Source organism: Streptomyces sp. NPDC107538, from assembly GCF_055657445.1.
In genome coordinates, this window is the sequence record NZ_JBVKAY010000006.1 from 121,085 (window position 1) to 147,686 (window position 26,602).

30 protein-coding genes, 1 tRNA gene and 1 pseudogene are annotated in these 26,602 nt (G+C 71.1%); 8 read left to right on the plus strand and 24 right to left on the minus strand.

Annotation, left to right across the window (positions count from 1 at the left end):
• Nucleotides 1-3: 3 nt before the first annotated feature.
• The 3 genes from ACZ7MG_RS22240 to ACZ7MG_RS22250 form a co-directional block, all read right to left on the minus strand.
• Entirely contained in the window at nt 4-213 is a 210-nt protein-coding gene (locus tag ACZ7MG_RS22240; protein WP_471391087.1) for a hypothetical protein, read from the minus strand.
• Complete coding sequence (locus ACZ7MG_RS22245; protein WP_471391085.1) at nt 210-674, minus strand: ATP-binding protein; 465 nt, start codon at nt 672-674, stop codon at nt 210-212. Before ACZ7MG_RS22245 ends, ACZ7MG_RS22240 begins: the two co-directional genes overlap by 4 nt.
• Before the next feature lie 121 nt (nt 675-795).
• Nucleotides 796-2,010, minus strand: a complete 1,215-nt coding sequence (locus ACZ7MG_RS22250; RefSeq protein WP_471391082.1) for a helix-turn-helix domain-containing protein — start codon at nt 2,008-2,010, stop codon at nt 796-798.
• 231 nt (nt 2,011-2,241) lie between these two features.
• On the opposite strand from ACZ7MG_RS22250, the gene ACZ7MG_RS22255 reads away from it, so the two are divergent.
• Together ACZ7MG_RS22255 and ACZ7MG_RS22260 are read left to right on the plus strand one after the other, a co-directional pair.
• Entirely contained in the window at nt 2,242-3,309 is a 1,068-nt protein-coding gene (locus ACZ7MG_RS22255) for a tyrosine-type recombinase/integrase (protein ID WP_471391080.1), read from the plus strand.
• Nucleotides 3,310-3,453: a hypothetical protein gene (locus ACZ7MG_RS22260; RefSeq protein ID WP_471391077.1), complete on the plus strand. Its 144-nt coding sequence runs from the start codon at nt 3,310-3,312 to the stop codon at nt 3,451-3,453.
• Nucleotides 3,454-3,571: 118 nt separating this feature from the next.
• Here ACZ7MG_RS22260 and ACZ7MG_RS22265 read toward each other — a convergent pair.
• A tRNA-Pro gene (locus tag ACZ7MG_RS22265) sits at nt 3,572-3,645 on the minus strand.
• Nucleotides 3,646-3,743: 98 nt separating this feature from the next.
• Here ACZ7MG_RS22265 and ACZ7MG_RS22270 point away from each other — a divergent pair.
• Nucleotides 3,744-4,262: a DUF309 domain-containing protein gene (locus ACZ7MG_RS22270; protein ID WP_471391074.1), complete on the plus strand. Its 519-nt coding sequence runs from the start codon at nt 3,744-3,746 to the stop codon at nt 4,260-4,262.
• Between the two features lie 381 nt (nt 4,263-4,643).
• Nucleotides 4,644-5,648: pseudogene (locus ACZ7MG_RS22275) on the plus strand (MFS transporter); the annotation flags it as partial.
• Between the two features lie 28 nt (nt 5,649-5,676).
• Here ACZ7MG_RS22275 and ACZ7MG_RS22280 read toward each other — a convergent pair.
• Nucleotides 5,677-6,450 (minus strand): sulfite exporter TauE/SafE family protein, encoded by a 774-nt coding sequence (locus ACZ7MG_RS22280; protein WP_471391071.1) that lies wholly within the window; start codon nt 6,448-6,450, stop codon nt 5,677-5,679.
• A 245-nt stretch (nt 6,451-6,695) separates the two neighbouring features.
• Between ACZ7MG_RS22280 and ACZ7MG_RS22285 the strand changes: the two genes are divergently transcribed.
• The 3 genes from ACZ7MG_RS22285 to ACZ7MG_RS22295 are packed head-to-tail and all read left to right on the plus strand — an operon-like array spanning nt 6,696 to nt 8,317.
• Complete coding sequence (locus tag ACZ7MG_RS22285; RefSeq protein WP_471391068.1) at nt 6,696-7,505, plus strand: alpha/beta hydrolase; 810 nt, start codon at nt 6,696-6,698, stop codon at nt 7,503-7,505.
• Nucleotides 7,506-7,546: 41 nt separating this feature from the next.
• The gene (locus ACZ7MG_RS22290; RefSeq protein ID WP_471391064.1) at nt 7,547-7,822 is read left to right on the plus strand and encodes a WhiB family transcriptional regulator; all 276 of its coding nucleotides are present in this window, start codon (nt 7,547-7,549) and stop codon (nt 7,820-7,822) included.
• Nucleotides 7,823-7,834: 12 nt separating this feature from the next.
• Nucleotides 7,835-8,317 (plus strand): Dps family protein, encoded by a 483-nt coding sequence (locus ACZ7MG_RS22295; protein WP_471391061.1) that lies wholly within the window; start codon nt 7,835-7,837, stop codon nt 8,315-8,317.
• Between the two features lie 45 nt (nt 8,318-8,362).
• Here the strand turns inward: ACZ7MG_RS22295 and ACZ7MG_RS22300 are convergent, their stop codons facing one another.
• From ACZ7MG_RS22300 to ACZ7MG_RS22390, 19 genes are all read right to left on the minus strand, one after another.
• Nucleotides 8,363-9,046 carry an SDR family oxidoreductase gene (locus tag ACZ7MG_RS22300; RefSeq protein WP_471391058.1) on the minus strand — a complete coding sequence of 228 codons (684 nt, stop codon included), beginning with the start codon at nt 9,044-9,046 and terminating at the stop codon, nt 8,363-8,365.
• The gene (locus ACZ7MG_RS22305; protein WP_471391366.1) at nt 9,043-9,237 is read right to left on the minus strand and encodes a cupin domain-containing protein; all 195 of its coding nucleotides are present in this window, start codon (nt 9,235-9,237) and stop codon (nt 9,043-9,045) included. Before ACZ7MG_RS22305 ends, ACZ7MG_RS22300 begins: the two co-directional genes overlap by 4 nt.
• Nucleotides 9,173-9,934, minus strand: coding sequence for a cupin domain-containing protein (locus ACZ7MG_RS22310; RefSeq protein ID WP_471391055.1), 762 nt, complete (start codon nt 9,932-9,934; stop codon nt 9,173-9,175). Before ACZ7MG_RS22310 ends, ACZ7MG_RS22305 begins: the two co-directional genes overlap by 65 nt.
• Nucleotides 9,931-11,292: an amidohydrolase family protein gene (locus ACZ7MG_RS22315; RefSeq protein ID WP_471391052.1), complete on the minus strand. Its 1,362-nt coding sequence runs from the start codon at nt 11,290-11,292 to the stop codon at nt 9,931-9,933. The genes ACZ7MG_RS22310 and ACZ7MG_RS22315 overlap by 4 nt, the downstream gene beginning before the upstream one ends.
• Before the next feature lie 45 nt (nt 11,293-11,337).
• Complete coding sequence (locus tag ACZ7MG_RS22320; protein ID WP_471391049.1) at nt 11,338-12,318, minus strand: alpha-ketoacid dehydrogenase subunit beta; 981 nt, start codon at nt 12,316-12,318, stop codon at nt 11,338-11,340.
• Nucleotides 12,306-13,274 carry a thiamine pyrophosphate-dependent dehydrogenase E1 component subunit alpha gene (locus tag ACZ7MG_RS22325; RefSeq protein ID WP_471391363.1) on the minus strand — a complete coding sequence of 323 codons (969 nt, stop codon included), beginning with the start codon at nt 13,272-13,274 and terminating at the stop codon, nt 12,306-12,308. The genes ACZ7MG_RS22320 and ACZ7MG_RS22325 overlap by 13 nt, the downstream gene beginning before the upstream one ends.
• Before the next feature lie 77 nt (nt 13,275-13,351).
• Nucleotides 13,352-14,710, minus strand: coding sequence for a M24 family metallopeptidase (locus ACZ7MG_RS22330; protein WP_471391046.1), 1,359 nt, complete (start codon nt 14,708-14,710; stop codon nt 13,352-13,354).
• A 34-nt stretch (nt 14,711-14,744) separates the two neighbouring features.
• Nucleotides 14,745-15,404 carry a helix-turn-helix domain-containing protein gene (locus ACZ7MG_RS22335; protein ID WP_471391043.1) on the minus strand — a complete coding sequence of 220 codons (660 nt, stop codon included), beginning with the start codon at nt 15,402-15,404 and terminating at the stop codon, nt 14,745-14,747.
• A 189-nt stretch (nt 15,405-15,593) separates the two neighbouring features.
• Nucleotides 15,594-16,985, minus strand: a complete 1,392-nt coding sequence (locus ACZ7MG_RS22340) for an NtaA/DmoA family FMN-dependent monooxygenase (RefSeq protein ID WP_471391040.1) — start codon at nt 16,983-16,985, stop codon at nt 15,594-15,596.
• 22 nt (nt 16,986-17,007) lie between these two features.
• The gene (locus ACZ7MG_RS22345) at nt 17,008-18,186 is read right to left on the minus strand and encodes an LLM class flavin-dependent oxidoreductase (protein WP_471391360.1); all 1,179 of its coding nucleotides are present in this window, start codon (nt 18,184-18,186) and stop codon (nt 17,008-17,010) included.
• Between the two features lie 166 nt (nt 18,187-18,352).
• A complete protein-coding gene (locus ACZ7MG_RS22350; protein ID WP_471946153.1) occupies nt 18,353-18,448 on the minus strand; it encodes a putative leader peptide in 96 nt (31 codons plus the stop codon).
• A 132-nt stretch (nt 18,449-18,580) separates the two neighbouring features.
• Nucleotides 18,581-19,615 carry an ABC transporter substrate-binding protein gene (locus ACZ7MG_RS22355; protein WP_471391037.1) on the minus strand — a complete coding sequence of 345 codons (1,035 nt, stop codon included), beginning with the start codon at nt 19,613-19,615 and terminating at the stop codon, nt 18,581-18,583.
• 98 nt (nt 19,616-19,713) lie between these two features.
• The gene (locus ACZ7MG_RS22360) at nt 19,714-20,520 is read right to left on the minus strand and encodes an amino acid ABC transporter ATP-binding protein (protein ID WP_471391034.1); all 807 of its coding nucleotides are present in this window, start codon (nt 20,518-20,520) and stop codon (nt 19,714-19,716) included.
• On the minus strand, nt 20,517-21,500 hold the full coding sequence (locus ACZ7MG_RS22365) for an amino acid ABC transporter permease (RefSeq protein ID WP_471391032.1): 984 nt from the start codon (nt 21,498-21,500) through the stop codon (nt 20,517-20,519). The genes ACZ7MG_RS22360 and ACZ7MG_RS22365 overlap by 4 nt, the downstream gene beginning before the upstream one ends.
• A 456-nt stretch (nt 21,501-21,956) precedes the next feature.
• On the minus strand, nt 21,957-22,871 hold the full coding sequence (locus tag ACZ7MG_RS22370) for a glutathione S-transferase C-terminal domain-containing protein (protein ID WP_471391029.1): 915 nt from the start codon (nt 22,869-22,871) through the stop codon (nt 21,957-21,959).
• A 136-nt stretch (nt 22,872-23,007) separates the two neighbouring features.
• The gene (locus ACZ7MG_RS22375) at nt 23,008-23,133 is read right to left on the minus strand and encodes a putative leader peptide (protein WP_471946154.1); all 126 of its coding nucleotides are present in this window, start codon (nt 23,131-23,133) and stop codon (nt 23,008-23,010) included.
• A 113-nt stretch (nt 23,134-23,246) separates the two neighbouring features.
• Entirely contained in the window at nt 23,247-23,717 is a 471-nt protein-coding gene (locus ACZ7MG_RS22380) for a potassium channel family protein (RefSeq protein WP_471391026.1), read from the minus strand.
• Between the two features lie 3 nt (nt 23,718-23,720).
• Nucleotides 23,721-25,568, minus strand: coding sequence for a glycoside hydrolase family 15 protein (locus tag ACZ7MG_RS22385; protein WP_471391023.1), 1,848 nt, complete (start codon nt 25,566-25,568; stop codon nt 23,721-23,723).
• Between the two features lie 10 nt (nt 25,569-25,578).
• Nucleotides 25,579-25,884, minus strand: a complete 306-nt coding sequence (locus ACZ7MG_RS22390) for a hypothetical protein (protein WP_471391020.1) — start codon at nt 25,882-25,884, stop codon at nt 25,579-25,581.
• Between the two features lie 263 nt (nt 25,885-26,147).
• On the opposite strand from ACZ7MG_RS22390, the gene ACZ7MG_RS22395 reads away from it, so the two are divergent.
• Nucleotides 26,148-26,483, plus strand: a complete 336-nt coding sequence (locus tag ACZ7MG_RS22395; protein ID WP_471391017.1) for a hypothetical protein — start codon at nt 26,148-26,150, stop codon at nt 26,481-26,483.
• Nucleotides 26,484-26,602: the final 119 nt, after the last annotated feature.

The following is a 26,602-nucleotide window of genomic DNA, read 5'->3' on the forward strand; positions in this document are numbered from 1 at the left end:
GCTTCAGGTGTCCCGGTCCCGCAGCCTCTCCTTACGGGTCTTGATCACTCGTAGTCGATCCGGCCGTTGCGAGGTCCACTGACCTGGCCCGCACTCCGGCCGCAGCTCCCACGTGGCTCCACCGCGTACGTCCGCGACGATGCCGCGCCGGTCGGCGTCCTCGTCGTGGATCAGGTCGCCCACCCACGCGCGCCCTTCCTTCTTGCCGGTCATTCGTGTCCCTTCCCATGCAGTTCTGCCCACACCCGTTTCCCCCACGGCAGCGGATCGGTGCCCCAGTCCTCGGCCAGCGCCTCTACGAGCGCCAGGCCGCGCCCGCCCTCGTCCTCGGCGCTCGACTCCCGAGGCGCCGGGAGCTTCTTCGACTTGTCCACAACACCGATGCGTACCTGTATTGCCTCGGGCCGGGTGACCGTGATCCGGATTGAATGGCTCCGGGCGTGCTTCACAGAGTTGGTCACCAGCTCGGAGACGATCAGGGACGCGACGTCGGCCAGTTCGTCCAGCCGCCACGCAGCCAAGGCGACGTGCACCAGACGCCGAGCAGTGGCCGCGCTCCCCGGTTCACGCGGCATGGTCGCGCTGTAGCCGGGGTGCCCGGTGGGGCGGGCTACGGTGAGCGGCAGGCATTGCCGGGGCTGCTTTTGTGACTGCGCGTCCGTGGGTTTCGGCACGTCAGTTGCTCTTTCAGGTCGGCCGCAGCCCCGGCCGTTCACGAGGTCGCGGGGCGTGACCATTCATGTAAGCGACGTGCCAAGAAGGGTGACAGGGGCGCAACGTCCCACTTTCACCACGCTATTCGCCGACCCCCAGGAACTCCGCCAACGACCGGAGTCCTGGCGGGTGGTTGGGGAGCGCCCACAGGTCACGCACGATGGCCACGGCCAACGTGTGATGCTGCATCCACGTCGGTGCCACCCGGCGCAAGGACTCCAGAGCCTTCACCGCTCCGGCGGCATCGCCGATGTCCGTGTGCGCTCGGGCCACGTCCAGCAGCAGCCACGTCCGCCAGGACGGCGGAGTGTCCTTACTGAGCCGCATTCCCTTGGCCAGAGCCAAGGCGTCATGCGGGTGCCCGTACTGCACGGCGAGGCGAACGCGTTCGATGCGCACCGACGACGGACTGAAAACGCTGACCATTCGATTGTCACTGCCCGCAGGCAGCTTGGAGACGCGGGCCGCTTCCTTCTCCGCTCCTGCCATCAGTTCCGCCGCCCGTTCGTAGTCGCCGCTGCGTGCGGCGGACGTGGCAGCACTCATGGTGAGGGCGCCCCACACCTTCAGCCCGTCGGCTGTGTCTGTGTGGCCGCCGCTTTCGATGGCCTCCGCCGCGCGAAGGGCGATCCCCAGGGCGTCTTCCAGGCGACCTTGCCGCTGGTAGGTCCAGGCGACAGAGTTCACGATCATGGGGACCAAGAGTGGGTCTGCGGACTGCTCCGCCGCACTTATGGCGCGTTCCAGGCTGGTGAGGGCAAGGTCTGTCTTGCCCATGCGCACGGCGACGTGTCCGGCGAGCTGAAGCGCCTTGCCCAGGGCTGCGAAACCGGCCCTGCGATCGTCGTCGCTCGCGGACACCGAGGCGGAACGCGCTTCGGTGATCAGGTCGGGGAGGCTCTTCATCACGGTGTCGAACTCGGCTGCGTGGTACTGCGACCAGCCGTCTGCGATGTGCTCGCGCAGTCGGTCCATCGAGAAGTCCTGGCCGGTTGGATCCGGCTCCGGCCCCCATAGCGCGGGCATGATGACCCGGCGCACGGCGACGAAGCGCGGCCCGTCACTCTCTCCGCCTGCCGCGACCGCCGGAGGGTCGCCCAGCAGCGTGGTCAGTTCCACGCCGAGACCGTTGGCCAGTGCGTGCAGTGTGGGCAGGCGCGCCGAGTGCTTCCGCCGCTGTTCGAGCTGACGGATCACATCGACGGACACGCCGGAGCGCTCAGCCAGTTCTTCTTGCGTCAGGGAGGCCAGACGGCGCAAGCGGCGCAGGGTCTTCCCCAGGTCTTCGTTTGCCACGCTGTCACGTTACGCCCGCCACGACTGCGGGAGAGCGTCGATGGCGCCGCCCGCAGCAGTGCTATGCAGGACTGTCTGCGTAGAGCCCCCGGAGTTGATGACTTGGCCGATCCTGAAGCGCGTCAAGCGCCGTACGGGCTGCTGCGGCGTTCTGGTGCGGCTCCAGCCACTCCAGCACACTGGCTGCCAGTTCGCGGTCTTCGAGTCGCGCAATGTGGGCTCGGAGATGCAATGCGGATTCCGTTGCCGCTGCGCGGAATTGCTCACTCATCCTGGCCCTGGGGGGCAGGCTGTTCGCTGACCGACCCGGCCACCGGCAAGCCGAAGATGCGGCGGAAGCAGCTCACCGTCACCAAGGACACCAAACGGGAGGCGCGCGACGAACTGGCCCGCATCCGCCACCAGCGCAGCGCGGGCACATACGTAGCCCCCGCGAAGATGACCGTGGGCGCCCTGCTGGACGTGTGGCTGAAGTCGGCCACGAGGGACGTGGAAGAGGCGACCGCCAGCAACTACGACAACGCGCTTCGGCCCGTGCGCGCCTTCCTGGGACACAAGCCAGTACAAGAGTTGAGCGAAGAGGACGTGGAAGCGTTCATCGACTGGATGGTGACCGAGGGCCGCCAGCGCTGCGGGAAGCCCGGCACGGGCCTCGGCATCCGCTCAGTGCGGCTCACCCTCGGGCGCCTGCGCTCGGCCCTGAACCTCGCGGTCCGGCGCGGCGTGGTGGTTCGCAACGTGGCCGAGCACGTGACCATCTCCAAGCAGGCGAAGGAGAAGGCGAAGAAGGCCGCGATCGAGCACAAGCCGTGGAACCAGGAGGAGGTGAAGCGGTTCCTGGAGGGCATCCAGGGCCACCGCTCCTACGCCCCCATGCTGCTCGCCCTGATCGCCCAGCGTCCGGCGGAGGTGTGCGGTGCCCGCTGGAGCCCGGACGTGGACTTGATAGCCGGGACGATCGCGGTCGGCACCAACACGCGGACGATCGTCTACGACCGCACCGCCCAGCGCGGCCAGCGGAACAAGGTGGTGGAGAAGGGAGCGAAGACCGAGGCGGGGAAGCGCACTCTGCCCCTGCCGAAGCCGGTCCTGCGGGCGCTGAAGGCGTTCCGCGCACAGCAGGCAGCGGAGAGGCTGGCCGCCGGGAAAGCATACGAGGACAGCGGGTACGTGCTCGTGGACGAACTGGGGCGCGCCTGGAAGACGGACAAGCTGCGCCGCGAGGCGCACAAGCTGATGGCGGAGACGGGCGTACGGAAGGTGCGGCTGTACGACGCGCGGCACGCCTGCCTCTCCTGAATGGCGAACAACGGCGTACCCGACACGGTGGTGTCGGCGTGGGCCGGACACTCGGACCTGTCGTTCACGAAGCGGGTCTACATGCACCCCGACCCGCAGTCCCTGAAGGCGGGTTCGGAGAAGCTGGCCGAACTGCTCGGCTGACCTTGATCAACAGCGCTTGTGAGAAATTGTGAGACGACGGTCCCCGAAAACGATCAAGGGCCCTGTCCCACCGAAGTGAAACAAGGCCCTGACCTGGGCTCGAAGCCCTCTTGCACCGTCGGGACGACAGGATTTGAACCTGCGACCCCTTGACCCCCAGTCAAGTGCGCTACCAAGCTGCGCCACGTCCCGGTGCGCTGCCCGCGGTGAACCGCGTGATCGCGCAGTGAGAACTTTACCGTACGTCGGCCACTGCCCCGCAGCCGGTGAGGGCGGGGGACAATCGAGGGATGAGCGGTACAGCGGAGGACGGGACGGCGCGGGGACGGGACCGGGACGAGGAGGGGCGGGCGCGGAGCGCGCGGCCCCGGGACGGCCTGGGGCGCCCGCTGCCGTACGGGGCGCCGGGTGTGCAGCGGCAGCCCGAGGGGGTGGTGCGGGCGCCCGAGGACACGGTCGTGGAGGCGCAGGCGTTGTTGGACGCGGGGAAGCCGTTTCACGCGCACGAGGTGTTCGAGGACGCGTGGAAGTCCGGGCCGGCCGAGGAGCGCGCGCTGTGGCGGGGCCTCGCCCAGCTCGCGGTGGGCCTCACGCACTCGGCACGCGGGAATGTGAAGGGCGGTGCGCTGCTGCTGCGGCGGGGCGCGGGTGCCGTGGAGGAATGGGGCGCGGGGAGCGGCCGCGCCCGCCCGTACGGGGTCGATCTGGCCGGGGTGAGTGCCTGGGGCCGGTGTCTGGCGGGGGTAGTGGAGCGGGAGGGGCACGCGGTGGACGCGGGGGTGTGGGCGCCGAGGTTGCGTGGCGACTAGTGGGGTGCGTGGTCGGGTGCGTTGTCGGGTGCGGGCCCGGTGGGGCTTCTCGCGCAGTTCCCCGCGCCCCTAAAAGACAGGCCCCCGCGGGCCTGAAAGACCGGCCCCCGCAGCCCTGTAAGGCGACCGGCGGCGGGGCTGAAAAGCACGGGGCGCAGCCCCTGCTTTTCAGGGGCGCGGGGAACTGCGTGAGAAGCCCCACCGGAGCCGCAGTCGCAAGCGCACCCGCACCCCCCACCCCGGAAGGCGCACCCCGGCATCCGCTCCGCATGCACCGTCGAGGGCCGGATGTGATCGTGACCCTGTGACGACCACGACCACCCCAGCCGCCGCCACCACGCCCGCCGCACAGGCACCCGTGTTGAGCAGACGGCAGCGGAACGTCGTGCAGCGGGCACGAACACCTGGCTGGAGTCGCTGTACATGTTCGTGTTCGGCACCGGCATCGGGCTGTGCATGCAGGTGCTGACGATCGCCGCGCAGAACACCGTCGACTACGCCGACCTGGGCACCGCGACCTCGGGCGTCACCTTCTTCCGTACGCTGGGCAGCTCGTTCGGCACGGCCGTGTTCGGCACGATCTACGCCAACACGCTCGCCCCGCAGCTGTCCGCCGCCGTCGAGGAGGCGGCGCGTACGGGCACGGCGGAACCGGCGGTGATCGCGAGGGCCGTGCAGAGCCCCGAGGGGCTGCACCAACTGCCCGCGCGGGCCGCCGAGCCGATCGTGCGGGCGTACTCCGAGACCCTGCAGACCGTGTTCCTGTGGACCGTGCCGGTCGCGGCCGTCGGGTTCGTGGTGGGGCTCTTCCTCAAGCAGGTGCGGCTGCGGGACAGTGCGCGGGCGGGCTCGTCGGACATGGGCGAGGGGTTCGCGCGACCGCCCGCCGGGGACTCGCAGCGGCTCCTGGAGGCGGCCGTCGGGAAGATCATCGGCGGTAAGGAGCTGGAGACCGCCCGCCGGATCGTGCTCGGATCCGACACCCGGCTGGACATCGCGGGCGCCTGGGCGGTCATGCAGGTGGAGCTGTTCACCCGGATGGTCGGGCACGCCAGTCTGACGCTGATCGCGGCCCGTCGCCATGTGCCCGCGGAGGTCCTGGTCCCGGTCTTCGAGCGCATGGTCGAGGAGGGCTGTCTCACCCGGCACGACACCCTCTTCACGCACACCGACGCCGGGGCCCGTGAGGCCCGCGTGATCAGCGCGGCCTGGGGCGACTGGCTGCGGCAGCGGCTGGAGAAGGACTACGGACGGCCCGCCGACGCGGATCTGCGGGCCGCGGTCGACACCATCGCCAAGCGGCTGCTGCGGGAGGACCTGTCCCACGGGCTGCCCGCGCGGACCCCGGAGTTGGAGCCGTCCGGGGCGAGGACGGCCGGGCAATAGGAGTCGTCGTCCCTCCGGGGCGGGCGGCTCAGCGGAGCAGGAGTTGCAGGCCGCCCACGATCGTCGCCGCGATCACCAACTGCTCGAACACCTTCTGGTTGATGCGGTTCACCGCCCACTTGCCGAGGAAGGCGCCCGGCACGACGAACAGGGCGAGTGCGGCGTCCAGCAGCAGGGAGTGTCCGTCGATCAGGCCGAGGCCCACGCTGAAGGGGACCTTGGAGACGTTGACGATGAGGAAGAAGAACGCGGAGGTGCCCAGGAAGCCGAGCTTCCGGAAGCCCGCCGAGAGCAGATACATCGACATCACGGGGCCGCCGGCGTTGGCGACCATCGTGGTGAAGCCGCCGAGGACGCCGTACGAGCGGGCCTTCGCGCGGCCGGCGCGGGTGGTGATCGCGTCGGGTTCGTCGTCCTTGTCGACCGTGCGCCGGCGCCAGATCGTGACGGCCGTCATCAGCAGCAGGATCGCGCCGATGGAGGTGCGGACGATCTGGTCGTCGGCCCAGACCAGGAAGAGGGTGCCGAGGACGACACCGGCGGCGACCGCCGGGAAGAGCTTCCACAGGGTGGGCCAGTGGGCGTGCCGGCGGTAGGTGAGGACGGCGAGGACGTCTCCGACGATGAGGATCGGCAGGAGGACGCCGGTCGAGGCGCGGGCCGGGAGAACGGCCGCGAAGATCGCGAGGCTCACCGTGTTGGCACCGCTCACGGCGGTCTTGGAGAAGCCGACGAGCAGGGCGGCGAAGGCGAGGGCCGCGAACTCGGCCGTGGACAGGTGCCAGAGAGTCATCGTGTTCATGCGGAGACCGATGCTAGGCGCACCTATCGGCGCGCGACAGGACCGTCTCGCCAGTCGACCCTGCCGCCCGCCCGGTTCGACCACCACCCGGACGGTTCGAGCACCACCCGGAGGGTTCGACCACCACCCGGAGGGTCGATCCCTCGCTCACAGGTGCGGGCCTTCGCCTCGGACGGCCCATGGACCATCGTCCGACGGGCTGGCAAGATCCCCCGGGTACCTTCACCGACGTAGTTGGAGGAGTCATGGCCGACTCTCGTGAGCACAGCTTCGCCGGTACGCGGGGCGGTGTCACCGCACGGCAATGGCCGTGCGAGGGGGCACGGTACGTCGTGCTCCTGGTGCACGGCTACGGGGAGCACATCGGCCGGTACGAACACGTGGCCGATGCCCTGGTGCGGCACGGCGCGGCGGTGTTCGGCCCCGATCACATGGGGCACGGCAGATCGGCGGGCGAGCGGGTGCTGATCGAGGACTTCGAGGCCGTGGTCACCGATGTGCACGCCGTGGAGGTGCTGGCGCGGGCCGCGTATCCGGGGCTGCCGGTGGTGCTGATCGGCCACTCGATGGGCGGGATGATCGGCGCGCGGTACGCCCAGCGGTACGGCACCGGGCTCGCCGCGGTCGTGCTGTCCGGGCCGCTGATCGGGATCTGGGAGCCGCTGCGAGGCCTGCTCGCGCCGCCGGAGGTGCCCGAGGTGCCGCTCGACCCGAAGCTGCTCTCGCGGGACATGGCGGTCGGCGCCACGTACGCGAACGATCCGCTGGTGTGGCACGGCCCGTTCAAGCGGCCGACGTTGGAGGCCATCGACCGCACTCTGGAGACGATCTCCAAGAGCGGGCCTGTCGGCGCGCTGCCGCTGCTGTGGCTGCACGGCGACGACGACCGGATCGTGCCGCTGCCCGGCAGCCGTACGGGGATCGAGGAGTTCCGGGGCACCGACTGGACCGAGCGGATCTACGCGGGCGCCCGGCACGAGGTGTTCAACGAGACGAACAAGGGCGAAGTGCTCGCGGACGTCAAGGAGTTCGTGGACGGCGTGCTGGGGCGCTGAGCCCGCGTTTTCCCTCGTGCGTGCTGGGCACCCGGCCCCGCATGGAGTGGTTGCTGAGAGCGGCCTGCGTGGGAGAGGACCCCGAACTGTTCTTCCCTGTGGGCACGACAGGACCGGCGCTCGACGACGTCGCCGCCGCCAAACGCGTCTGCGCCCGCTGCCCGGTGCGCCGCGAGTGCCTCGACTGGGCGCTCGGCAACGGGCAGATGGCCGGCGTGTGGGGTGGCATGGACGAGGTGGAACGCACCGACCTGCTCCGCAGGGCCGGGAGCGCCGACGCCGCCCGGCACGCCGCGTTCGCCGGTACGACACGATAGGAGTCGCACGTCATGACGATAGTGAGGAGCACCCTTCCCGAGCCCGCCCGCCGGATCGCGGGCGACGCGCTGCAGGAGAGCCTGGTGGATCTGCTGGGACTCTCGCTGATCGGGAAGCAGGCCCACTGGAACATTGTGGGACCGAGGTTCCGTTCGATCCACCTCCAGCTCGACGAGGTGGTGTCCACGGCACGGTCGTACGCCGACCAGGTCGCCGAACGCGCGGCGGCGATCGGCGTCTCCCCGGACGGCCGGCCGGAGACCGTGGCGGCTCGGTTCGACCTCCAGGGGCCGAAGGAGGGCTGGCTGCGGGACACCGAGGTCGTACGGCTGCTGGTGGAGGCGCTGGAGGCGACGGTCGGGCGGCTGCGTGAGCGGATCGACGCCACGGAGGAGGCCGACAAGGTCACGCAGGACCTGCTGATCTCCATCACCTACGAACTGGAGAAGCAGCGTTGGATGTTCGAGGCCGAGAACTGGCCGCGCGAGGACTGACCGTACGGGGGCCTGCCCGGGCCGACCCGGCGGGGGCGCCCTGCGTCAGCGGAGCAGCCAGCCCCCGTCGACGTTCAGGTTGACGGCGTTGACCGAGCGGTTGCCGAGGAGGAAGTCCACGGCGTCGACCACGTCCCCCATGGTCGCGAGGCGTCCCGTCGGTGTCCTGTCGATCAGGGCGCCGAGGGGTTTGTCCGACCAGAAGGGGCTGTCGCCGACGACGCCCGGGTGGACGGCGTTGACGCGGATGGGCGCGAGTTCGGTGGCGAGGGTGTGGACCAGGCCGGTGACGCCCGCGTTGACGGTGGCGACGGTGGTCGCCCCGGGGTAGGGGCGTTCCTTGGCCTGGCCGCCGAAGAGGACGAGGGCGCTGTCGTCGTTGAGCCGTGTCCGCAGGGCGTGGACGACCTCGGTGTAGCCGACGAGTTTGAGGGTGACGAGGTGGAGGGCGGCGTCGATGTCGTAGTCGTCGACGCGGTTGTGGTCGCGGGAGACGCCGACCAGGACCAGGTGGTCGACGCGGCCGACGTCCGTCAGGGCTCCGGCTATCTCGCGCGGCCGGGACAGGTCGAGGGCGAGGCCGCGGGCCGCGCCGACCTCCTTGGCGACGGCGGCGGCCCGGTCCGGGTCCCGGCCGGTGAGGGTCACCTCGTCGCCGCGTTCCGCGCGGTGCCGGGCGATCTCCCGGCCGATCCCGGACGTCCCGCCGATGACGACCACAGCGCTCATGGCCGCTCCCCCTCCCGCTGCCGGTCTCCGAGGATGCGGCCCAGGTACTCCCAGTCCCTGGTGAACCGGTACGCATGGCGTGACGGGGGCTGCGGGGCCTGGGTCTCCAGCCAACGCACCGGTGTGTCACCGGCGTTGGCGAAGCCGTGCACACAACCGGCGCCCGCCCAGGCGACATCGCCCGCGCCCAGCCGGTAACTGCGGCCGTCGAAGGTCGCGCCCTTCGAGGATCAGATAGGTCTCCTCGAAGGGGTGGTCGTGCGTGCCGGCGACCCCGTCGGGGGCGTACCGGACCATGAACATGGTCGAGGCCACCGCCCCGAGATCGGTGTCCACCATCATCTTCACGGTGATCCCGCTGTAGACGAGCAGCGCGGTCCGCATGCTCGCCGACACCGCGAGGAGATCCTGCGACTGCTTCCCGGGGTCCGTCTGGGAGGCCTCGAAGTGCCCGAAGGAGCGGGTGCGCGGGTCGCGTACGTCGATGCGGACCGGCTCGCGCTCCGGCAGCGCGGGCACGGTCTGAGTGTCGTGGCCGTAGCGGGCGCGCGGCATCGGGGCGAGCATGTCGGCCCAGCGGGCGGGCGTGTCCCCGGCTCCGCGCCAGGCGTGCGGGACACCGGCCGGGAGGAGGCCGTAGTCGCCCTCTTCGAGGAGGTACGAGCCGTCCGGGGCGTTGAGGATCACCGCGCCGGACAGGAGGTGGAAGCTCTCCTCGTACGAGTGGACGTGGGCGCGGACCGCGCCGTCGGGCCGTAGTTCGCAGACGCCGAAGCCGGTGTGCACGGCGCCGTCCGTCTCGCCGATGAGCGCGTGCCGCCGGAACCCCCCGCTGTCGTACGGCAGTTGGGGGATCTCGGCGGCCCGCCGTATCACATGGTGGGTCATGCGTCGGGCTTCCTCGCCGCCACGGCGGCCAGCAGGCGGTCGCGTGACTCCTCCACCAGGCGCAGGGCCCGGCCGGTGTCGGCGAGCAGTCGGCCGTCGCGCTTGTGGACAACTCCGTCGACGATGACGGTGTCCACGTTGGAGACGTCGGCGCTGAGGGTCACGGCGGCCACCGGGTCGTGCACGGGTGCCATGTTGAGGGCGGTGGCGTCGAGGGCGACGATGTCGGCCCGCTTGCCGGGGGTGAGGGAGCCGGTGCGGCCCTCCAGGCCGGCCACATGGGCGCCGTTGAGCGTGGCGATCTCCAGCATCTGACGTGCCGTCAACATGGCGGCGGGAACGGGCAGGTTGGCGTGCCAGCAGTCGGCGTTGACCCGGCCCCGTTCGGCGCCGAAGGCCGCGCGGATCTGGGTGAACATGTCGCCGGGGACGGTGGTGACGACGTCGATGCTCAGGGACGGCCGCAGCCCGTGTTCGATCGCCTGCATCACGGGCGGCCAGCCGTGGCCCATCTGGGTCTCCACCTGGGCGGCGATGGAGACCGTGCCGCCGCTGTCGGCCACCATCCGCCACTCGTCCTCGCTGAGGTGGCAGCAGTGGACGTAGGTCGTGTCGGGGCCGAGGAGGCCCAGGTCGCGCAGCTGCTTGACCATGCCGAAGCGTCCGGCGAGGCGGCCCATGGCGACATGGACGGTGATCGGGATGTCCAGCTCGCGGGCGAGTGCCCACTCCTGGGTGACCACGTCGTTCGTGCAGAAGCCGGGGCCCCGGGTGGCGAGCCCCATGGTCAGCAGACCGCCGTCGGAGGCGAAGTGCTCGGCACGGATACGGCGTACGTCGTCGCCTGGGACCGCGATCTTGCTGTCGAACCAGTAGTCGGCGAGGGAGGTGTTGGCGCTGCCGTAGGCGTACTGGGCGCGGATGCCGGTCTCCCTCAGTGCCTGGATCGCGGCGTCGGGGTGCTCGGGCGTGTTGTTGATGTGCGACCAGTCGACGAGGGTGGTGATGCCCGCGTTGAGACACTCCAGGGTGCCGGCGAGGTTGCCCGCGTACACGTCCTCGGGGGTGTAGGCGGGCGCGAAGGTGTCGAGGACGTCGACGAAGTAGTCGTCGAGGGTGGCGTCGGGGGCGCAGCCGCGGATCGGCGCCTCCCAGGTGTGGCGGTGGGTGTCGACGAAGCCGGGGATGACGATACGGCCGGTCATGTCGAGCACCTCGGCGTCCACGTCCGCGTCGATCGAGGGCTCGACCGCCGTGATCGTGCCGTCCTCGATGAGGATGTCGCCCCCGGGCAGGTCGCCGATGGCCGGGTCCATCGTGACGACATGGCCCGAGCGCAGGAGCATCCGTTTGGTCATCGCCGTTCCTCCCAGAGGTGGGTCCGTATGAAAGCTGACGGGCAGTCAGTATGCGGCGAGCTCGCGGACCGTCCTCATGACCCGGCCGACGGTGGGCACGACCCGTTCTTCGAGGGCGTCGGCGAACGGCAGGGGCACGCACTCCCCCGCCACCCGCCGGACCGGTGCGTCCAGCAGGCCGAAGCCCTCGTCGGCGACGACCGAGACGAGGGTCGCGCCCCAGCCGCCCTGGTACGGGTTCTCCTCGACGGTCACCAGCCGCGAGGTCCGCGCGAGCGAGCCGAGCACGGTGGCCGTGTCCAGCGGGATCAGTCCGCGCAGGTCGATCACCTCGGCCTCGACGCCCTCCTCGGCCAGGCGGCGGGCGGCTTCGAGGGCGACGGGGACCATGGCGGCGAGCGCGACGAGGGTGAGGTCGCCGCCCTCGCGGACGACCCGGGCGCGGCCCAGTTCGACGACGTGGTCCGGCGGCGGGGGCGGGCCCTTGGTGGCGAGGAGCGCCTTGTGCTCGAAGAAGACCACCGGGTCGTCGCTGCGGACGGCGGCGGCCATCATGCCGATCACGTCGGCCGGGGTCGAGGGTGCCGCGATCTTCAGGCCCGGGACGGTGAGCGCCCAGTTCTCGGTGGACTGGGAGTGCTGGGCGCCGAAGCCGAGGCCACCGCCGTTGGCGGTGCGGACGACGAGCGGGACGGTGACCTGACCGCCCGTCATATAGCGGACCTTCGGGATCTCGTTGGCGAGGTAGTCCCAGCAACAGGCCAGGAAGTCGGAGAACATGATCTCGGCGACCGGGCGGATTCCGGTCATCGCGGCGCCCATCGCCGCGCCCACGATGGCCTGTTCGGAGATGGGCGTGTCCCACACCCGCTGCGGCCCGAACTCCTTCAGCAGTCCGACGGTCGTCTTGAACACTCCCCCGGCCTCGGCGATGTCCTCGCCCAGGCACACCACCGTCGGGTCGCGGCGCATCTCCCGGGCCAGGCCCTCGGCGACCGCCTCGCGATAGGTGATCACGTCCTCCATACGGCACCTCCGTCGGCCCATACGTCGGTGAGCGCCTCGGCGGGGTCGGGGCCGGGCGCGCGCTTGGCCGCGTCGACGGCCTCGCTCACGGTCCGCTCCACGCGCGCGTCGGCGTCGAGGGTGGACTCGCCGAGGGCGGCGAGCCGAGCGCGGGCCAGGTCGAGCGGGTCGTGCCGCAGCCAGTGTTCGACCTCGTCGGCCGGGCGGTAGGTCGCCGGGTCGGCCCTGCTGTGCCCGTAGTGCCGGTACGTCCGCGCCTCCAGCAGGCCGGGCCCGTCTCCCGCCCGGGCCCGGTCCGCGAGGCGCGCCACCGCCCGGCGCACCAGCACCACGTCGTTGCCGTCGACGACGTCGCCGTCGATGCCGTAGGCCGGTGCCCGGTCGGCGGCGGGCCGGGGCACGGCGGTGACGTCGGCGATGGGCGTGTACTCCATGTAGAGGTTGTTCTCGCAGACGAACAGCACCGGCAGCTTCCATACGGCCGCCAGGTTGAGCGCCTCGTGGAAGGCGCCGATGTTGGTGGCGCCGTCACCGAAGAAGGCGACCGCGACCTGACCGGTGCCGCGCAGCCGGGCGGACCAGGCGGCGCCCACGGCCATGGGGAGATGGGCGCCGACGATGGCGTACGAGCCGAGCATGCCGGTCGAGGCCTTCGTGAGGTGCATCGAGCCGCCCTTGGCCCGGCACAACCCCGTTGCCCTGCTCATGAGTTCGGCGAGGCACTCCTCGGGGGTCGCGCCCCGGGCGAGGGCGTGGTGGTGGCCCCGGTAGGTGGCGAAGACGTAGTCGTCGGGGCGCAGGGCGGCGCTCGCGCCGACGGCGACGGCCTCGTGTCCGGCGGCGAGGTGGGTGGTGCCCTTGACGTGGCCGGAGAGGAACAGGTCGTGGGCGGCCTTCTCGGTGCGGCGGATGAGGGCCATCTGCTCGTAGAGCGCGAGGAGTTCACCCGGGTCCACGGTGTCGTCGGCGTCCCCGGTGGCCCCGGTGTCCTTCGTGACGCGCGGGTCCTCCAGGTCCTCCAGGTCGTCGGGCATCATGTGCTCCCGTTCGTACGGGTGTTGAGGTGGGACTGGGCCTCGCGGCGGGTGTTCAGGGGGCCGTCGACCGTCCAGTAGCGGCGGCCGGCCACGAGGAGTTCCTCGGCGGGGAACTTGGTGATGACCTCGCAGCCCTCGGCGGTGACGACGAGCTCTTCCTCGATCCGCGCGGCGGACCAGCCGTCGGCGGCCGGCCAGTACGTCTCCAGGGCGAACACCATGCCCTCTTCGAGGACTTCGGGATGGTCGAGGGAGACGAGCCGGCTGAAGATCGGCTTCTCCCAGATCGACAGGCCCACGCCGTGGCCGTACTGCAGGGCGAAGGCGGCCGTCTCGTCGGGGAAGCCGAACTCCTCGGCGCGCGGCCACACTTGGACGATGTCGGCGGTGGTCGCGCCGGGGCGGACCAGGGCGATGGCGGCGTCCATGTACGCGCGGCAGCGGATGTACGCGTCACGCTGGGCGGTCGAGGCGCTGCCCACGGCGAAGGTGCGGTAGTAGCAGGTGCGGTAGCCGAGGTGGCTGTGCAGGATGTCGAAGAAGGCGGGGTCGCCGGGGCGGATCAGCCGGTCGCTGAAGACATGCGGGTGCGGTGAACAGCGTTCCCCCGAGATGGCGTTGACGCCCTCGACGTACTCGCTGCCCAGGTCGTAGAGGACCTTGCTGACCAGCCCCACGCACTCGTTCTCGCGCACACCCGCGCGGAGGAAGCCGTACAGCTCCTCGTAGGCGGCGTCGACCATCGAGCAGGCCTGGGTGAGCAGGGAGATCTCGTCGCGGGTCTTGGTGCGGCGGGCGGCGAGGAAGACCTGCTGGCCGTCGACGACGTCGATGCCCTCGGCGCGCAGCGCGGCCAGGATCGGCATCTCGACGATGTCGACACCCAACGGCTCGCCCGCCAGGCCGTGTTCGCGGAGTTCGACGGCGATCTTCGCGGCCACGTCGGCGGCGATCCCGGCGTCCGGGTGGAAGGCGCCGCGGAGGGTGGAGATACCGGCGCGGGCACCGGTGGGCGGGGCGTCGGGTCCTTCCTTGCCGTTGCCGTGGTCCAGCCACGGGTTGTACAGCCGGTGGTGGCGGGCGGCCGAGCCGAAGTCCCAGACGATCGGTTCGCCGCCGCGGACGAGGAGGGCGAAGCGGATCAGTTTGTCCATCGCCCAGGTGCCGATGTGGGTCGCGGACATATAGCGGATGTTGGCGAAGTCGAAGGTGAGGACGGCGCCGAGGGAGGAGCCGTTCAGTGCGGTGTGCAGGCGGGCCAGACGCTCCCTGCGGAGCCGGTCCAGGTCTACGCGCTCTTCCCAGTCGACGGCGTTGGGCCCGAATGTGCGGATCGCCACGGCGACCACCCCCATCACTGTCGGAGTGAACGACCGCGCGGGGCGGGTGTCAAGTGGTACTGAACACGAACCAGACACCGACGGCCGGCTCGTCGCCGTCGTTGCGGTAACGGTGCGGGGTCGCCGACTCGAAGCAGACCGCGTCGCCGGGGTGGAGGGTGAACTCCTCGAAGCCGAGGGTCAGGACGAGTTCGCCCGAGGTGAGGCAGCCGTACTCGGTGCCGGTGTGGCGCATGAGGCCGCCCGAGCCGGAGGAGGAGCCGCCGGGACGGTAGGTGACGAGCAGGAAGTCGACGTCCGCGCCCGGAACATGGCCGAGGCGTTCCCATACGACGCCGGAGTCCAGCTCCAGGCGTTCGCGGTCCGTGGGGCCGACCAGGGGGCCGAGGCGGCGGGCGTGGTCGGCGGCGATGGTGGCGAGGGCGTGGGGGACGGTGGTGGGGGTGACCTGGGTGGGGGTGGCTGCCGCTTCGGCTGCTGCCGCCGGGGCGTCGTCGTCGCCGTTGAAGAGGGACTCGACCGAGATCGACAGTGCCGTGGTGATCGCGTACAGCGTGCTGACGGAGGGCTGGGTCTTGCCCGTCTCGATCTGGGAGACCAGGCTGGGCGAGACGCCGATCTCGCGGGCCAGGGCGCGCAGGGTCGTGCCGTGTGCCAGGCGGGCCTGTCGGATGCGGGCTCCGACGGGGGGCGTGGCGGCGGGGGACACGGGCTCCCTCCCGGGGCGGCCTTGCTGTGCAGCTCTGTTGAACAGAAGGTACCCGGTGCGGGTGCTGGGCGGGGGCGGGTTGTCGCTCGCCGGCGCTTGCCGGGTGCCGCTGCGCCCACCCGTGCCGCCCCAGCGGCACGATTGCCCGCAGTTAGGGAGGGGGCGGCAACAGGTGGGCCCGGTCGCGGTTTAGCCCAGTGCGTCCAGGCCCAGGTGGTCGCGGAGGGTCGTGCCCTCGTAGTCCGTGCGGAAGACTCCCCGTTCCTGGAGGAGGGGGACGACCTTGTCGGCGAAGGGGTCGAGGCCGGTGGGGGTGATGTGGGGGACGAGGATGAAGCCGTCGGCGGCGTCGGACTGGACGTAGTCGTCGATGGTGCGGGCGACCGTCTCCGGGGTGCCGATGAAGTTCTGGCGGTTGCCGGTCTCGATGACCAGGTCGCGGATGGACCAGTTGTTGGCCTCGGCGCGCTCTCGCCATTCGCGGGCGACGGCCAACGGGTCGCGGTACATGCGTACTTGGGCGCGGCCCTTGGAGATGTGGGTGTCGCTGACGTCGGGGTCGAGCTCGGGGAGCGGGCCGTCCGGGTCGTAGGAGGACAGGTCCCGGTTCCAGACGAACTCCAGGTGCTTGAGGGCGGTGGCCCCGCTGACCTGCCGGCGGCGGACGTCGCGGGCGAGTTCCCGTGCCTCCTCGTCCGTGTCGCCGAGTACGAACGTCGCGGCGGGCAGGATGAGCAGCTGGTCGTGGCGGCGGCCGTGGCGGGCGAGGCGGCTCTTGACGTCGGCGTAGAAGGCGCGGCCCGTGTCCAGGTCGGCGTACCGGCTGAAGATGGCGTCGGCGCTCGACGCGGCGAACTCGCGGCCCTCGTCGGAGTCGCCGGCCTGGAAGATCACCGGGCGGCCCTGCGGTGAGCGCGGGACGTTGAACCGGCCCTCGATGTCGAAGTGCTGCCCGCTGTGGACGAAGGCCCCGGCCTTGGCGTCCCTCAGGAAGACGCCCGTCTCCTGATCGGCGACGATCTCGTCCCCGTCCCAGGAGTCGAAGAGTTCGTTCGCGGTGGCCAGGAACTCCTTCGCGCGGGAGTAACGCTCCTCCTGCGGCAGGAAACCGCCCCGGCGGAAGTTCTCGCCGGTGAAGGCGTCCCAGGAGGTGACGACGTTCCACGCGGCGCGCCCGCCGGAGAGGTGGTCGAGGCTCGCGAACTGGCGGGCCACCTCGTAGGGCTCGTTGAAGGTGGAGTTGATGGTGCCGGTGAGGCCGAGGCGCTCGGTGACGGCGGCGAGCGCGGACAGCACGGTGAAGGTGTCGGGGCGGCCCACGACGTCCAAGTCGTAGATCTGGCCGCCCTGTTCGCGCAGCCGTAGGCCCTCCGCGAGGAACAGGAAGTCGAACTTGGCGCGTTCGGCGGTCCGTGCGAAGTGCGCGAAGGAGCTGAACTCGATGTGGCTGCCGGCCTTCGGGTCGCTCCACACCGTGGTGTTGTTGACGCCGGGGAAGTGCGCGGCCAGGTGGATCTGCTTCAGGGGCTTGTCCGAGGGCTGGTCGAAGGGCTTGTTCAGGGGCTTGCTGGGCTTGCTCATGGGGGTGTCCTCTCCCGCCCGCTCAGGCGGCGGCGTAGCGGTTGGCGGGGCGGGCCAGGCCCAGCAGACCGCGCAGGGTGTCGGCCTCGTAGGCGCCGCGGAAGGCGTCACGGCGCTGGAGTTCGGGGACCAGGCCCCGGGTGATCGCCGGGAGGTCGTGACCGGCCACGGCGGGCCGCAGCCGGAAGCCGCTCAGCCCCTCCAGCGCCAACTCCTGTAGCAGATCGGCGAGTTGGACGGGCGTACCGGTGAAGATCCGGGCGTCGCTCGTGTACGGCTCCCCCGCGAGCGCGTCCAGGCGCTCCCGGCGGGCCGCCGCCTCGCCCGGGTCGTCGTCGAGGAAGACCACGAGGTCGCCGAAGATGTGCAGCGGTGTGTCGGCGCGCCCGGCGGCCAGTTGCTCGGCACGGATCTCGGCGACGATCGCGCGCGCCTGGTCGGTGTCGTGCGGTGTGACGAAGCCGATGTCGGCCTGGCGGGCCACCAGCCGGTACGGGACGGTGTCATGGGCGAGGGCGGCCACGACCGGCTGGCCCTGCGGCGGGCGGGGAGTGATGGAGGGGCCCTTGACGCTGAACCGGCGGCCCTGGAAGTCGATGTAGTGCAGCTTGTCCCGGTCGACGAACCGGCCGGTGGCCACGTCCCGGATCTCGGCGTCGTCCTCCCAGCTGTCCCAGAGGCGGCGCACGACCTCCACGTAGTCGGCGGCCTCGTCGAACAGGTCGGCCACCAACTCCCGGGTGTCCGGGCTGTCGTAGGCCTCGATGCGCGGGATGGTACGGCGGCCGAAGTGGGCGGCCTCGTTCGGCCGGGCGGTGATCTGCGCCCGGAGGCCGGCGCGGCCGGAGCTGACGTAGTCGAGGGTGGCGATCGCCTTGGAGATGTGGAACGGCTCGGTGTGGGTGACGACGGTGGTCGGCACGATGCCTATGTGGCGGGTGAGGGGGGCGATCCGGGCCGCGACGAGGACGGCGTCGAGCCGGCCGCGGAGCTGGTCGGTGCGCTCGTCCGGGTCCAGGAAGTGCGCGGACTGCGGGCCGAGGCCGTCCTCGATGGTCACGAAGTCGAGGAGTCCGCGCTCGGCCTCGGCGACGAGGTCGGCCCAGTATCCGGCGGTGAACACCTCACGCGGTCGGGCGACCGGCTCACGCCAGGAGGCGGGATGCCAGCCGGTGCCGTCGAGCGCCACGGCGAGGTGCAGCGCGGCAGGCGGGGTCGATGGGGAGGGAGTCGAGGAGGAGGGAGTCGGGGAAGCGGGCGAGGGGGATGCGGCGGAGGGGGACACAGATGGGTGCCTTCCTGGAGGTGCGTACGACGTCCGTCACCGGCCCCGGGGACGACACGGGGCACGGCGGCTGGGAGCAGGGTCAGGAGCGACAGAGCGCGCCGGCCACGCGCAGGAGATCGATATGGGGCCGGGAGTGGAGGTGGACGGCGCGCGGCACACGGGGCACGGCCGTCACCTCCCTCGTCCGGGCGCACGGCGGCGCGCCTCGCGGATCTCTTGACGAGTCACAACATCGCGGCCCCGGCGGGTGTTCCCGGCACTCTTCCTCGATTCAACTAACGTGTGATGTAAGCGAGTTGACTGACACTCAGGAGTTGGTGAGCGGCAGGCCCGGCGGGTTGACCTCGGACTTCTCCACGGACTCGTTGGAGAGGTTCCAGGCTTTCAGCCACTCGGCGTACTGGCCTTTGTCGATCAGGTGGTTGATCGCCTCGGCGAGCGGTTCGGCGAGGCCGCTGCCCTTCTTCGCGGTCGCGGCGATCAGGCCCTGGAGGGACTCACCGGCGCCGGAGAACTGGCCCGCGATCCGGGTCGCCTGGGGCGTACCGGCGGTCTTGGCCGCGTGGTAGGCGAGGTTGGGGCTGGGGCCGAAGTAGGCGTCGATCTTGCCGCTGCTCAGCGCCAGATAGAGGCTGTTGGTCTCCTGGAAGTACTTGACGGTGAGGGGCTTCTTGCCCTCCTTCGCGAGCTTGGCCTTCCACTCCAGGAGGATCTTCTCCTGGTTGGTGCCGTTGCCGACGGAGACCGTCCGGCCGGCGAGGTTCTCGTAGTTCCCGTCGAAGTCCCAGTCGTTGTCCTTCTTCGTCTCGAAGGCCAGGTCGTCCTTGCGGTAGGCGGCGAACTCGTACTTCTGCTTGCGTTCCTCGGTGTCGGTGATGTTGGAGAAGCCGACGTCGACCTTGCCGCTGTCGATCCCGATGAACAGGTTCTCCCAGGTCGACTGGCGCACCTCGGGTTCGAGACCAAGCACGGCGGCCACCAGTCTGGCGAGGTCGGGCTCGGAGCCGGTGACGGTCTTCTGGTCGCTGCCGATGAAGCCGAGCGGCGGACTGCCGGAGGGCAGCGTGCCGGAGCCGATCACCAGCTTGCCGCTCTTCTTGATGGCGGCGGGCAGCTTGGCGCTGATCGACTTCACCTCGGAGACCTTGATCTCGGTCTCCTTGGCGGCGCCGTTGGACAGTTGTCCGACGGTGACCGTGCCGGCGGAGGCGGCGCCGGTCCCGGTGGCGGCCTCGGTGTCGCCCCCGCAGGCGGCGAGCCCGGTGGCGAGGGTGGCGGCGGCGGTCGCCGCGGTGATGCCGCGCAGCAGGCTGCGCCGGGAGAACCGGGTGTGCGTGGGCATGGCTGTCCTTGTCGTGTCGGGAGAGGGGTGTCGGGAGAGAGGTGTCGTGCGAGACGTGTCGAGGGTGGTGAGGCTCGTTGTTGCTGGGGTGGGCGCGGTCAGAGGACCTTGCTGAGGAAGTCCTTCGTCCGCTCGTGCCGCGGCTTGTCCAGGACCTCCGCGGGCGGGCCCTGTTCGACGATCCGGCCGCCGTCGATGAAGACGACCCGGTCGGCGATCTCCCGGGCGAAGCCGATCTCGTGGGTGACGATCACCAGCGTGGTGCCGCCGCGCGCCAGATCCTTGATGACGGCGAGGACCTCACCGACGAGTTCGGGGTCGAGGGCGGAGGTCGGCTCGTCGAAGAGGATGACGCCGGGCCGCAGGGCGAGGGCGCGGGCGATGGCCACCCGCTGCTGCTGTCCGCCCGACAACTGCCGTGGGTAGGCGGCGGCCTTGTCGGCGAGGCCCACCCGGTCCAGGAGTTCCCGGGCGAGGTCGTCGGCCTGGGCGCGGGCGAGCTTGCCGGTCGCCACCGGGGCGGCGGCCACGTTCTCCAGCACGGTGAGGTGCGGGAAGAGGTTGAAGTTCTGGAAGACGAAGCCGATCCGGGAGCGCTGGGTGAGGATCGCCCGTTCGCTCAGCTCCTTCAGCCGGTCGCCGTGGCGGCGTACGCCGATCAGCTCGCCGTTGACGCTGACGTGGCCGATCTCGGGCTTCTCCAGGTGGTTGACGACCCTGAGCAGCGTGGACTTGCCGGAGCCGGACGGGCCGAGGATCACGGTGACCTCGCCGGGTCGGATCGTCAGGTCGATGCCGTTGAGGACCCGGTGGGCGCCGTACCACTTGTGCACGTCGTGCACCTCGACGGTGGCGGCGGCGTTGCCCGGCACCCCGGGCGTCGTGTCGAGTGTCCCGGCGGTCATACGGCGGCCTCCTTGCGGACGCGGGCGCGGAGGTCGGTGACCCCGGTCCGCAGCTTCTGCAACGGTGTCGGCGGCAGGGTGCGGGTGGCGCCCCGGGCGTAGTACCGCTCGACGTAGAACTGGATGACGGAGACGACGCTGGTGAGGATCAGGTACCAGACGGTGGAGACCAGCAGCAGCGGCACGATGTCGCCGGGGTAGGTGGAGCCCATGGCCTGGGCGGTGCCGAAGAGGTCGAGCAGGGAGACGTAGAAGACCAGGGAGGTGCTCTTGATCAGGCCGATCAGCTGGTTGACGTAGTTCGGGGTGATCGAGCGCAGCGCCTGCGGGAAGACGATCTTCCTGAACTGGTAGCCCTTGGGCAGGCCGAGGGCGGAGGCCGCCTCGTGCTGGCCCTGGTCGACGGAGAGGATGCCGCCGCGGACGACCTCGGCCGCGTAGGCGGCCTCGTTGAGGGAGAGGCCGATGACGGCGACGGCCATGTCGGTGGCGAGGCGTGACTCGTCGAAGGTGAAGAACGCCGGGCCGAAGGGGACGCCCAGGCTGAGCGTCTGGTACAGGGCGCTGAAGTTGTACAGAAACAGCAGGACGACGATCAGCGGGATCGAGCGCAGGGCCCAGATGTAGACCCAGCTGACCGAGCGCAGGACGGGGCTGTCGGAGAGCCGGGCCAGGGCAAGGAGGATACCGCCGAGGAGGCCCAACACCGCGCTGTAGACGGCGACTTCGAGGGTGATGAGCAGTCCGTCGAGGATCGTCGGCCGCAGGAACCAGTAGGCGAAGCGGTCCCACTGGTAGAACGGGTTGGAGATCAGTCCGTGGACGAACTGGGCCGCGAGGACCAGGACGACCGCGGTGGCGATCCAGCGGCCGGGGCGGCGCAGCGGCAGTACCCGCTGGGCGGAGAGCTGCTTCGACGCGGTGTCGGTGGGCGGCGGCGCCTCGGTCAAGGACACGGCGGTGCCTGGGGGTTCACTCATCAAGGGCTCCGGAGGAGTGTCGAAACCCCAGGCGACGCGGGCGACTTCGGCCGTGACGGGTACGGCGGGCGACGGGGCGCCGCTCGCCGTACGGGGACACGGAGGCACGGAAGGAAGTCACGGGATGCGCACGGCACCGGGGCTGGCGGAGAGAGACGAAACCGCTGGTGCGGTGTCTCAGGGGTTCAGGGAACCGTCAGCCTCGACGGGAGCGCGGCGCCGGGTCGGGCCCGGACGGCGCGCTAACGTGCGCTACACAGTGCGCTGTTGACCCGGAGCAGATCGACGGCGCGGTCGGCGCAGAGCGGCACGCAGCCCTGGCGGCGCCATGCGGCGGGCCTCGGGGATGCGTACACGTCCGTCACCATCGTTCTTCCGGCGGTCTTCCGGCCCGGTGGGGCCTCGCGCTCTTCGGGTGGCCGTAAGTAACTCAGGCCCGGCGGGCCGCTGTCAACGTCAGTCCAGTACATGGGACGCTTGTCCGTCTGTCGATACGCCCTGGTCCGGGACGTGCGAGGCCCAGTCCAGGATCTGTACGGCGGCGCCGGCCGCCTCCAGGCCCTGACAGTGGGCGTGATGGCGGCGGGCGATGCCGTCGAGGTCGAGGTGGGGGCCGAAGGCGGGGTGGGCGGCCAGCCGGCGGGCGTAGGCCCACAGGTGGGGGTGGTCGGCGATCCGGTGCACGGCGGAGGCGTCCAGGTGCCAGCGGTGCACGGTGTCGAGCCGCACCAGGGAGACCCACAACTCGACGTCGGCGGCGGTGAGTTCGCCGCCGAGGACGTATTCCTGCTCGCCGAGCCGGGCGTCCAGGGAGCGCAGGGTGCGCAGCAGGGAGCCGAGCGCGGCGCCGCGTTCCAGGTCGTCGGCGTCGGCGCGTCCGGCGCGCTGGGCGGCACCGTCCATACCCTGTTCGCAGAGGCGGGCGACCCCCTCGATCTCGGCCTCCGCGCCCTCCGGATACAGCTCGGGACGGCCGCCGCCGAAGCGCCGCGCAAGGTCGCGCGTGATGTCGGGGGCGTGGGTGCTGACGATGCGTCCGGACCAGTCGTCGCTGAGGACGGGCGCCACGGCCGCTCCGAGGTAGCGGTGGGCGCTCGCCTCGTACAGCGGGCGCAGCGCGGAGTGCTCGCCGTCCGGGCCGTCGGGCACGGCCGGCAGGAGGGTCACGGGACAGGCGTCGGCCAGCCCGAGGAGGCTGTGCACTATGGCGATGCGCAGGGCGCCGGGACAGGACAGCGACAGATGGAGCCGGTAGCGGCGCGGCACGGCGTAGTGGCCGCTGCGCGCGTCGCAGCCGATCCTGCCCCGGAAGGAGGGCAGGGGGCGCGGCGACGGAACGGCGTTCAGGGCGTGGACGGGCATGGCGGACATGTGTCTCCCCGGGGATTCTGGTGCGCGGTCGCGTGGTGACGCGAGTACACGGCAGGGCGCGGGCGCGGTGGCGCGTCGCGCCGGCGGCTCGGTCGGCTCGGTCGACTCGTCGGCTCGTCGGCTCGGTCGACTCGGGTCAGTTCAGGGGGCTTATCGCGCTGCAGACGCGCAGCAGATCGATGTGACGGCGGGAGGTCAGAAGAAGGGACTGCCGGCGTGTGCGCGGCACACGCGTGACCACCGGCTCCAGGCGCCCCATCATTCCCTACCTGTTCACTAGGAAATACCCCACCTGGAGTGTCGATCCGACCACGCCGTGCGTCAAGGGGCTGTCCAGGAAATGGGAGCATCGTCCGAGGCGTGGACACCCACCGGTCAGTCGCCGTCGCTCTTCCCGCCGAGCATCCGCTCCAGCCGGTCGAACCGCTCGTGCAGGGCGTGCGCGGTCTCGTCGCCCCACTCATGTGCCCTGTGCGCGAGTTCGTGGCGTCGCTGCTCCCGGCCCACGAACCAGGTGGCGATGGCGGCGGTGACCATGCCGTAGGTGGTGATGCCGACGACCATGACGACCGCGCCGACGACCCGGCCCCAGAGCGTCACCGGGAAGAAGTCGCCGTACCCGACGGTCGTGGCCGTCTCGACGGACCACCACAGGGCCTTCGGGTACGAGGTCAGATTGGCGCGCGGCGCGCCGTGCTCGGCGACGATCACGGCCCACGAGCCGAGGAGCATCACCACGACGAGCACCAGCGTGGCACCGCCCGCCGCCCGCAGATGGAGCGGGCGGCCCCGGCCGTCCCGGCCGAGCAGCAGCTCGACGGCCCTGGTGAGGAACCCGGGGAGCACGGCTCACCCCTCCGTCGCGCCGGAGGGTCCGCCGGGTGGCGCCTTGGGGTCCTCACGGCGGGCGTGCAGCGCGTGCCGGTCGAGTTCGTAGGCGACGCGGATCAGCGGGACGTGGGTGAACGCCTGGGGGAAGTTGCCCAGTTGGCGGCCGGCGCGGGGGTCGTACTCCTCGGAGAGCAGTCCCACGTCGTTGCGCAGCCCCAGCAGCCGTTCGTACAGAACGCGGGCCTCGTCCTCGCGGCCGATCAGTCGCAGGGCGTCCGCCAGCCAGAAGGAGCAGGCGAGGAAGGCGCCCTCGCCGCCGGTGAGACCGTCCGGCGAGTCGGCGGTGCCCGCGGAGTAGCGGGCCACGAGCCCGTCGCGCAGGAGGTCGCGCTGTACGGCCTCGACGGTGCCGATCACCCGCGGGTCGTCCGCCGGCAGGAACCCGGTCTGCGGGATCAGCAACAGGGCGGCGTCGAGTTCGCGGGAGCCGTACGACTGGGTGAAGGTGTTCCGTTCCGGGTCGTAGGCCCTCTCGCAGATGTCGCGGTGGATACGGTCGCGGACCGCGCGCCACCGCTCCGCCGGGCCGGGGCGGGCGTGCGACTCGGCCAGCTTGACCGCCCGGTCGAAGGCCACCCAGCACATCACCTTGGAGTGGGTGTAGTGGCGGGGGGCGCCGCGCATCTCCCACAGCCCCTGGTCGGGCTCGACCCAGACCTGTTCCAGATGCTCCAGGAACACCGCCTGCAGCGAGGCCAGATGCTTACGGGGGCGCAGACCGCAGCCGATGGCCAGATGGATGGCGTCCATCACCTCCCCGGGCACGTCCAACTGCCGTTGTGCGGCGGCCGCGTTGCCGATCCGCACCGGCCGCGACCCCCCGTACCCCTGCAGCCAGTCGGCCTCCCACTCGGTGAGCCGCCGCTCCCCCGCGATGCCGTACATGATCTGCACGTCCTCCGGCCGCCCCGCCACCGCCCGCTCCAGCCAGCCCCGCCAGGCGTCCGCCTCCGCCTTGAAACCGCTGCGCAGCAACGCCTCCAGCGTCATCCCCGCGTCCCGCAGCCAGCAGAACCGGTAGTCCCAGTTCCGCACCCCGCCGATCTCCTCCGGCAGGGACGTGGTCGGCGCGGCGACGATGCCGCCGGTCGGCTGGTACGTCAGCGCCTTGAGCGTGATCAGGGAACGCGCGACGGCGTCCCGGTACGGCCCGTCGTACGTCAGTCTGCGCAGCCAGCGCCGCCAGTACGACTCGGTGCTGCGCAGCGCCTCGAAGGCGTCCACGGGGCGCGGCGCGGGCAGGTGCGAGGGGTGCCAGGTCAGCACGAAGGGGACGCGTTCGCCCGCGGTGACCGGGAAGACGGCGGTGTGGGCCGTGCCGTGGGCGACCGGCCGCACGGGGGTGCGCAGCCACACCGACTCCGGCCCCGCCGTGCCCGTCAGCGCACCGCCGCGCCGCCGCATCCAGGGCAGGACCCGGCCGTAGTCGAAGCGGAGCCGCAGGTCCATGCGCATGTCGACAGTGCCGGAGATGCCTTCGACGATGCGGACGAGGCTGGGGGCGCCGGTCTTGCGGCACGGCATGAAGTCGGTGACCAGGACCTGGCCGCGGGTCGTCTCCCACTCCGTCTCCAGGATCGCCGTGTCGTCCCGGTAGCGGCGACGGGCGTACGGGCCGTGCTCCTCGGCCGGGGCGATGCGCCAGCGGCCGTTGTCCTCGTCGCCGAGCAGGGCGGCGAAGCAGGCGGGTGAGTCGAAGCGGGGCAGGCAGAGCCAGTCGATGCTGCCGTCCTTGGCCACGAGGGCGGCGGTGAGGAGGTCGCCGATGAGCGCGTAGTCCTCGATACGGCTGGGCTGTCCTGGCATGGGGTCAGTGTCAGGGGGTTGTCCGTTGTGAGCATGCGGGGTGGGGCGTTCGAGTTCGTGCCATGGGGGGTCGGGGCGTTGTCGGGTGCGGGTGAGGATGGGGGTGCGGGTGAGGATGGGGGTGCGGGTCCGGTGTCACGACATGGTCGACGAGGGGCGCGACCGCCGCGACCTGGGCCAGGTCCGGGCCGATGTACTCGCGGGCGCCGACCCCGACGACGGTGACCAGCACCCGCCGCTTCAGCCCGTAGCCGTACGGCTCGGGGGAATCGGGGGCTCGCGGCAGGTCCGGGTGGCCGGCGACGGAGTCGGTCATGGGGCCATCGGACCCGTGCGCGGGAGGACTGCCCAGGGGCCACCTCGGTACTCGGCCGAGAGGGTGACCGCGTGGCCGGGTGCTCCACGTGTCCCGGGAAGGGGGGCGAGTCGCGGCTCTTCATCTTCCGGACGGTCGCAGTCAACGCCCCGGCAAGGGTCACTCTCTCGCGCGGCCCGAAGCTGCCGAGTACCGAGTTCCACGTACGCAGTTCCGACGGCACAACCGCGACACCGGTGAACGTCCAGGGAAGGGACTGGCTCTTGAAAACCTCCTCGAAAGCCTCGGAGATCTCCCCGGCCGAGCGGATCCGCATCCTCGCGGACATCCTCTCCGGCACGCTCACGACACGGGAGGCCGCCCGCCACCACGGCCTCCCGGTACGGGTCGTCCAGCAGTGGCTGCGGGAGATCCCGGTAGCCGCGCCGACGGCCCGGGCCGACCGAGCGGAGCCGGCGGGCCGATCGGACCGATCGGACCTATCCGAAGACGACGCACCGACACCGGCACCGGCACCGGCACCCGCACGAGTGGGCCGGCGTCCGTTGCCCCGATGCCGGGTCGTGGTCGACGAGATGGTGCAAGGGCTCGGGCTCTGATCGACCAGGCCGAAGACCGCTTGCTCCTCCGCCGACGCCGGGACGGCCCCACCCGCGCCGACGGCCGCTACGCTCCCCGCCATGACACTGCGGAACACCCGCCCCATGGACTTCAGTTC

What these genes read in the sequence shown, in the direction of transcription:
- ACZ7MG_RS22330 (WP_471391046.1), bottom strand. Translation starts at nt 14,710, where the DNA reads ATGGGGGTGGTCGCCGTGGCGATCCGCACATTCGGGCCCAACGCCGTC.
- ACZ7MG_RS22270 (WP_471391074.1), top strand. Translation starts at nt 3,744, where the DNA reads ATGAGCGGTACAGCGGAGGACGGGACGGCGCGGGGACGGGACCGGGAC.
- ACZ7MG_RS22390 (WP_471391020.1), bottom strand. Translation starts at nt 25,884, where the DNA reads ATGACCGACTCCGTCGCCGGCCACCCGGACCTGCCGCGAGCCCCCGAT.
- ACZ7MG_RS22315 (WP_471391052.1), bottom strand. Translation starts at nt 11,292, where the DNA reads ATGACCAAACGGATGCTCCTGCGCTCGGGCCATGTCGTCACGATGGAC.
- ACZ7MG_RS22260 (WP_471391077.1), top strand. Translation starts at nt 3,310, where the DNA reads ATGGCGAACAACGGCGTACCCGACACGGTGGTGTCGGCGTGGGCCGGA.
- ACZ7MG_RS22300 (WP_471391058.1), bottom strand. Translation starts at nt 9,046, where the DNA reads ATGAGCGCTGTGGTCGTCATCGGCGGGACGTCCGGGATCGGCCGGGAG.
- ACZ7MG_RS22240 (WP_471391087.1), bottom strand. Translation starts at nt 213, where the DNA reads ATGACCGGCAAGAAGGAAGGGCGCGCGTGGGTGGGCGACCTGATCCAC.
- ACZ7MG_RS22385 (WP_471391023.1), bottom strand. Translation starts at nt 25,568, where the DNA reads ATGCCAGGACAGCCCAGCCGTATCGAGGACTACGCGCTCATCGGCGAC.
- ACZ7MG_RS22355 (WP_471391037.1), bottom strand. Translation starts at nt 19,615, where the DNA reads ATGCCCACGCACACCCGGTTCTCCCGGCGCAGCCTGCTGCGCGGCATC.
- ACZ7MG_RS22295 (WP_471391061.1), top strand. Translation starts at nt 7,835, where the DNA reads ATGACGATAGTGAGGAGCACCCTTCCCGAGCCCGCCCGCCGGATCGCG.
- ACZ7MG_RS22340 (WP_471391040.1), bottom strand. Translation starts at nt 16,985, where the DNA reads ATGAGCAAGCCCAGCAAGCCCCTGAACAAGCCCTTCGACCAGCCCTCG.
- ACZ7MG_RS22285 (WP_471391068.1), top strand. Translation starts at nt 6,696, where the DNA reads ATGGCCGACTCTCGTGAGCACAGCTTCGCCGGTACGCGGGGCGGTGTC.
- ACZ7MG_RS22365 (WP_471391032.1), bottom strand. Translation starts at nt 21,500, where the DNA reads ATGAGTGAACCCCCAGGCACCGCCGTGTCCTTGACCGAGGCGCCGCCG.
- ACZ7MG_RS22375 (WP_471946154.1), bottom strand. Translation starts at nt 23,133, where the DNA reads ATGATGGGGCGCCTGGAGCCGGTGGTCACGCGTGTGCCGCGCACACGC.
- ACZ7MG_RS22320 (WP_471391049.1), bottom strand. Translation starts at nt 12,318, where the DNA reads ATGGAGGACGTGATCACCTATCGCGAGGCGGTCGCCGAGGGCCTGGCC.
- ACZ7MG_RS22370 (WP_471391029.1), bottom strand. Translation starts at nt 22,871, where the DNA reads ATGTCCGCCATGCCCGTCCACGCCCTGAACGCCGTTCCGTCGCCGCGC.
- ACZ7MG_RS22255 (WP_471391080.1), top strand. Translation starts at nt 2,242, where the DNA reads ATGCGGATTCCGTTGCCGCTGCGCGGAATTGCTCACTCATCCTGGCCC.
- ACZ7MG_RS22310 (WP_471391055.1), bottom strand. Translation starts at nt 9,934, where the DNA reads ATGACCCACCATGTGATACGGCGGGCCGCCGAGATCCCCCAACTGCCG.
- ACZ7MG_RS22360 (WP_471391034.1), bottom strand. Translation starts at nt 20,520, where the DNA reads ATGACCGCCGGGACACTCGACACGACGCCCGGGGTGCCGGGCAACGCC.
- ACZ7MG_RS22290 (WP_471391064.1), top strand. Translation starts at nt 7,547, where the DNA reads ATGGAGTGGTTGCTGAGAGCGGCCTGCGTGGGAGAGGACCCCGAACTG.
- ACZ7MG_RS22280 (WP_471391071.1), bottom strand. Translation starts at nt 6,450, where the DNA reads ATGAACACGATGACTCTCTGGCACCTGTCCACGGCCGAGTTCGCGGCC.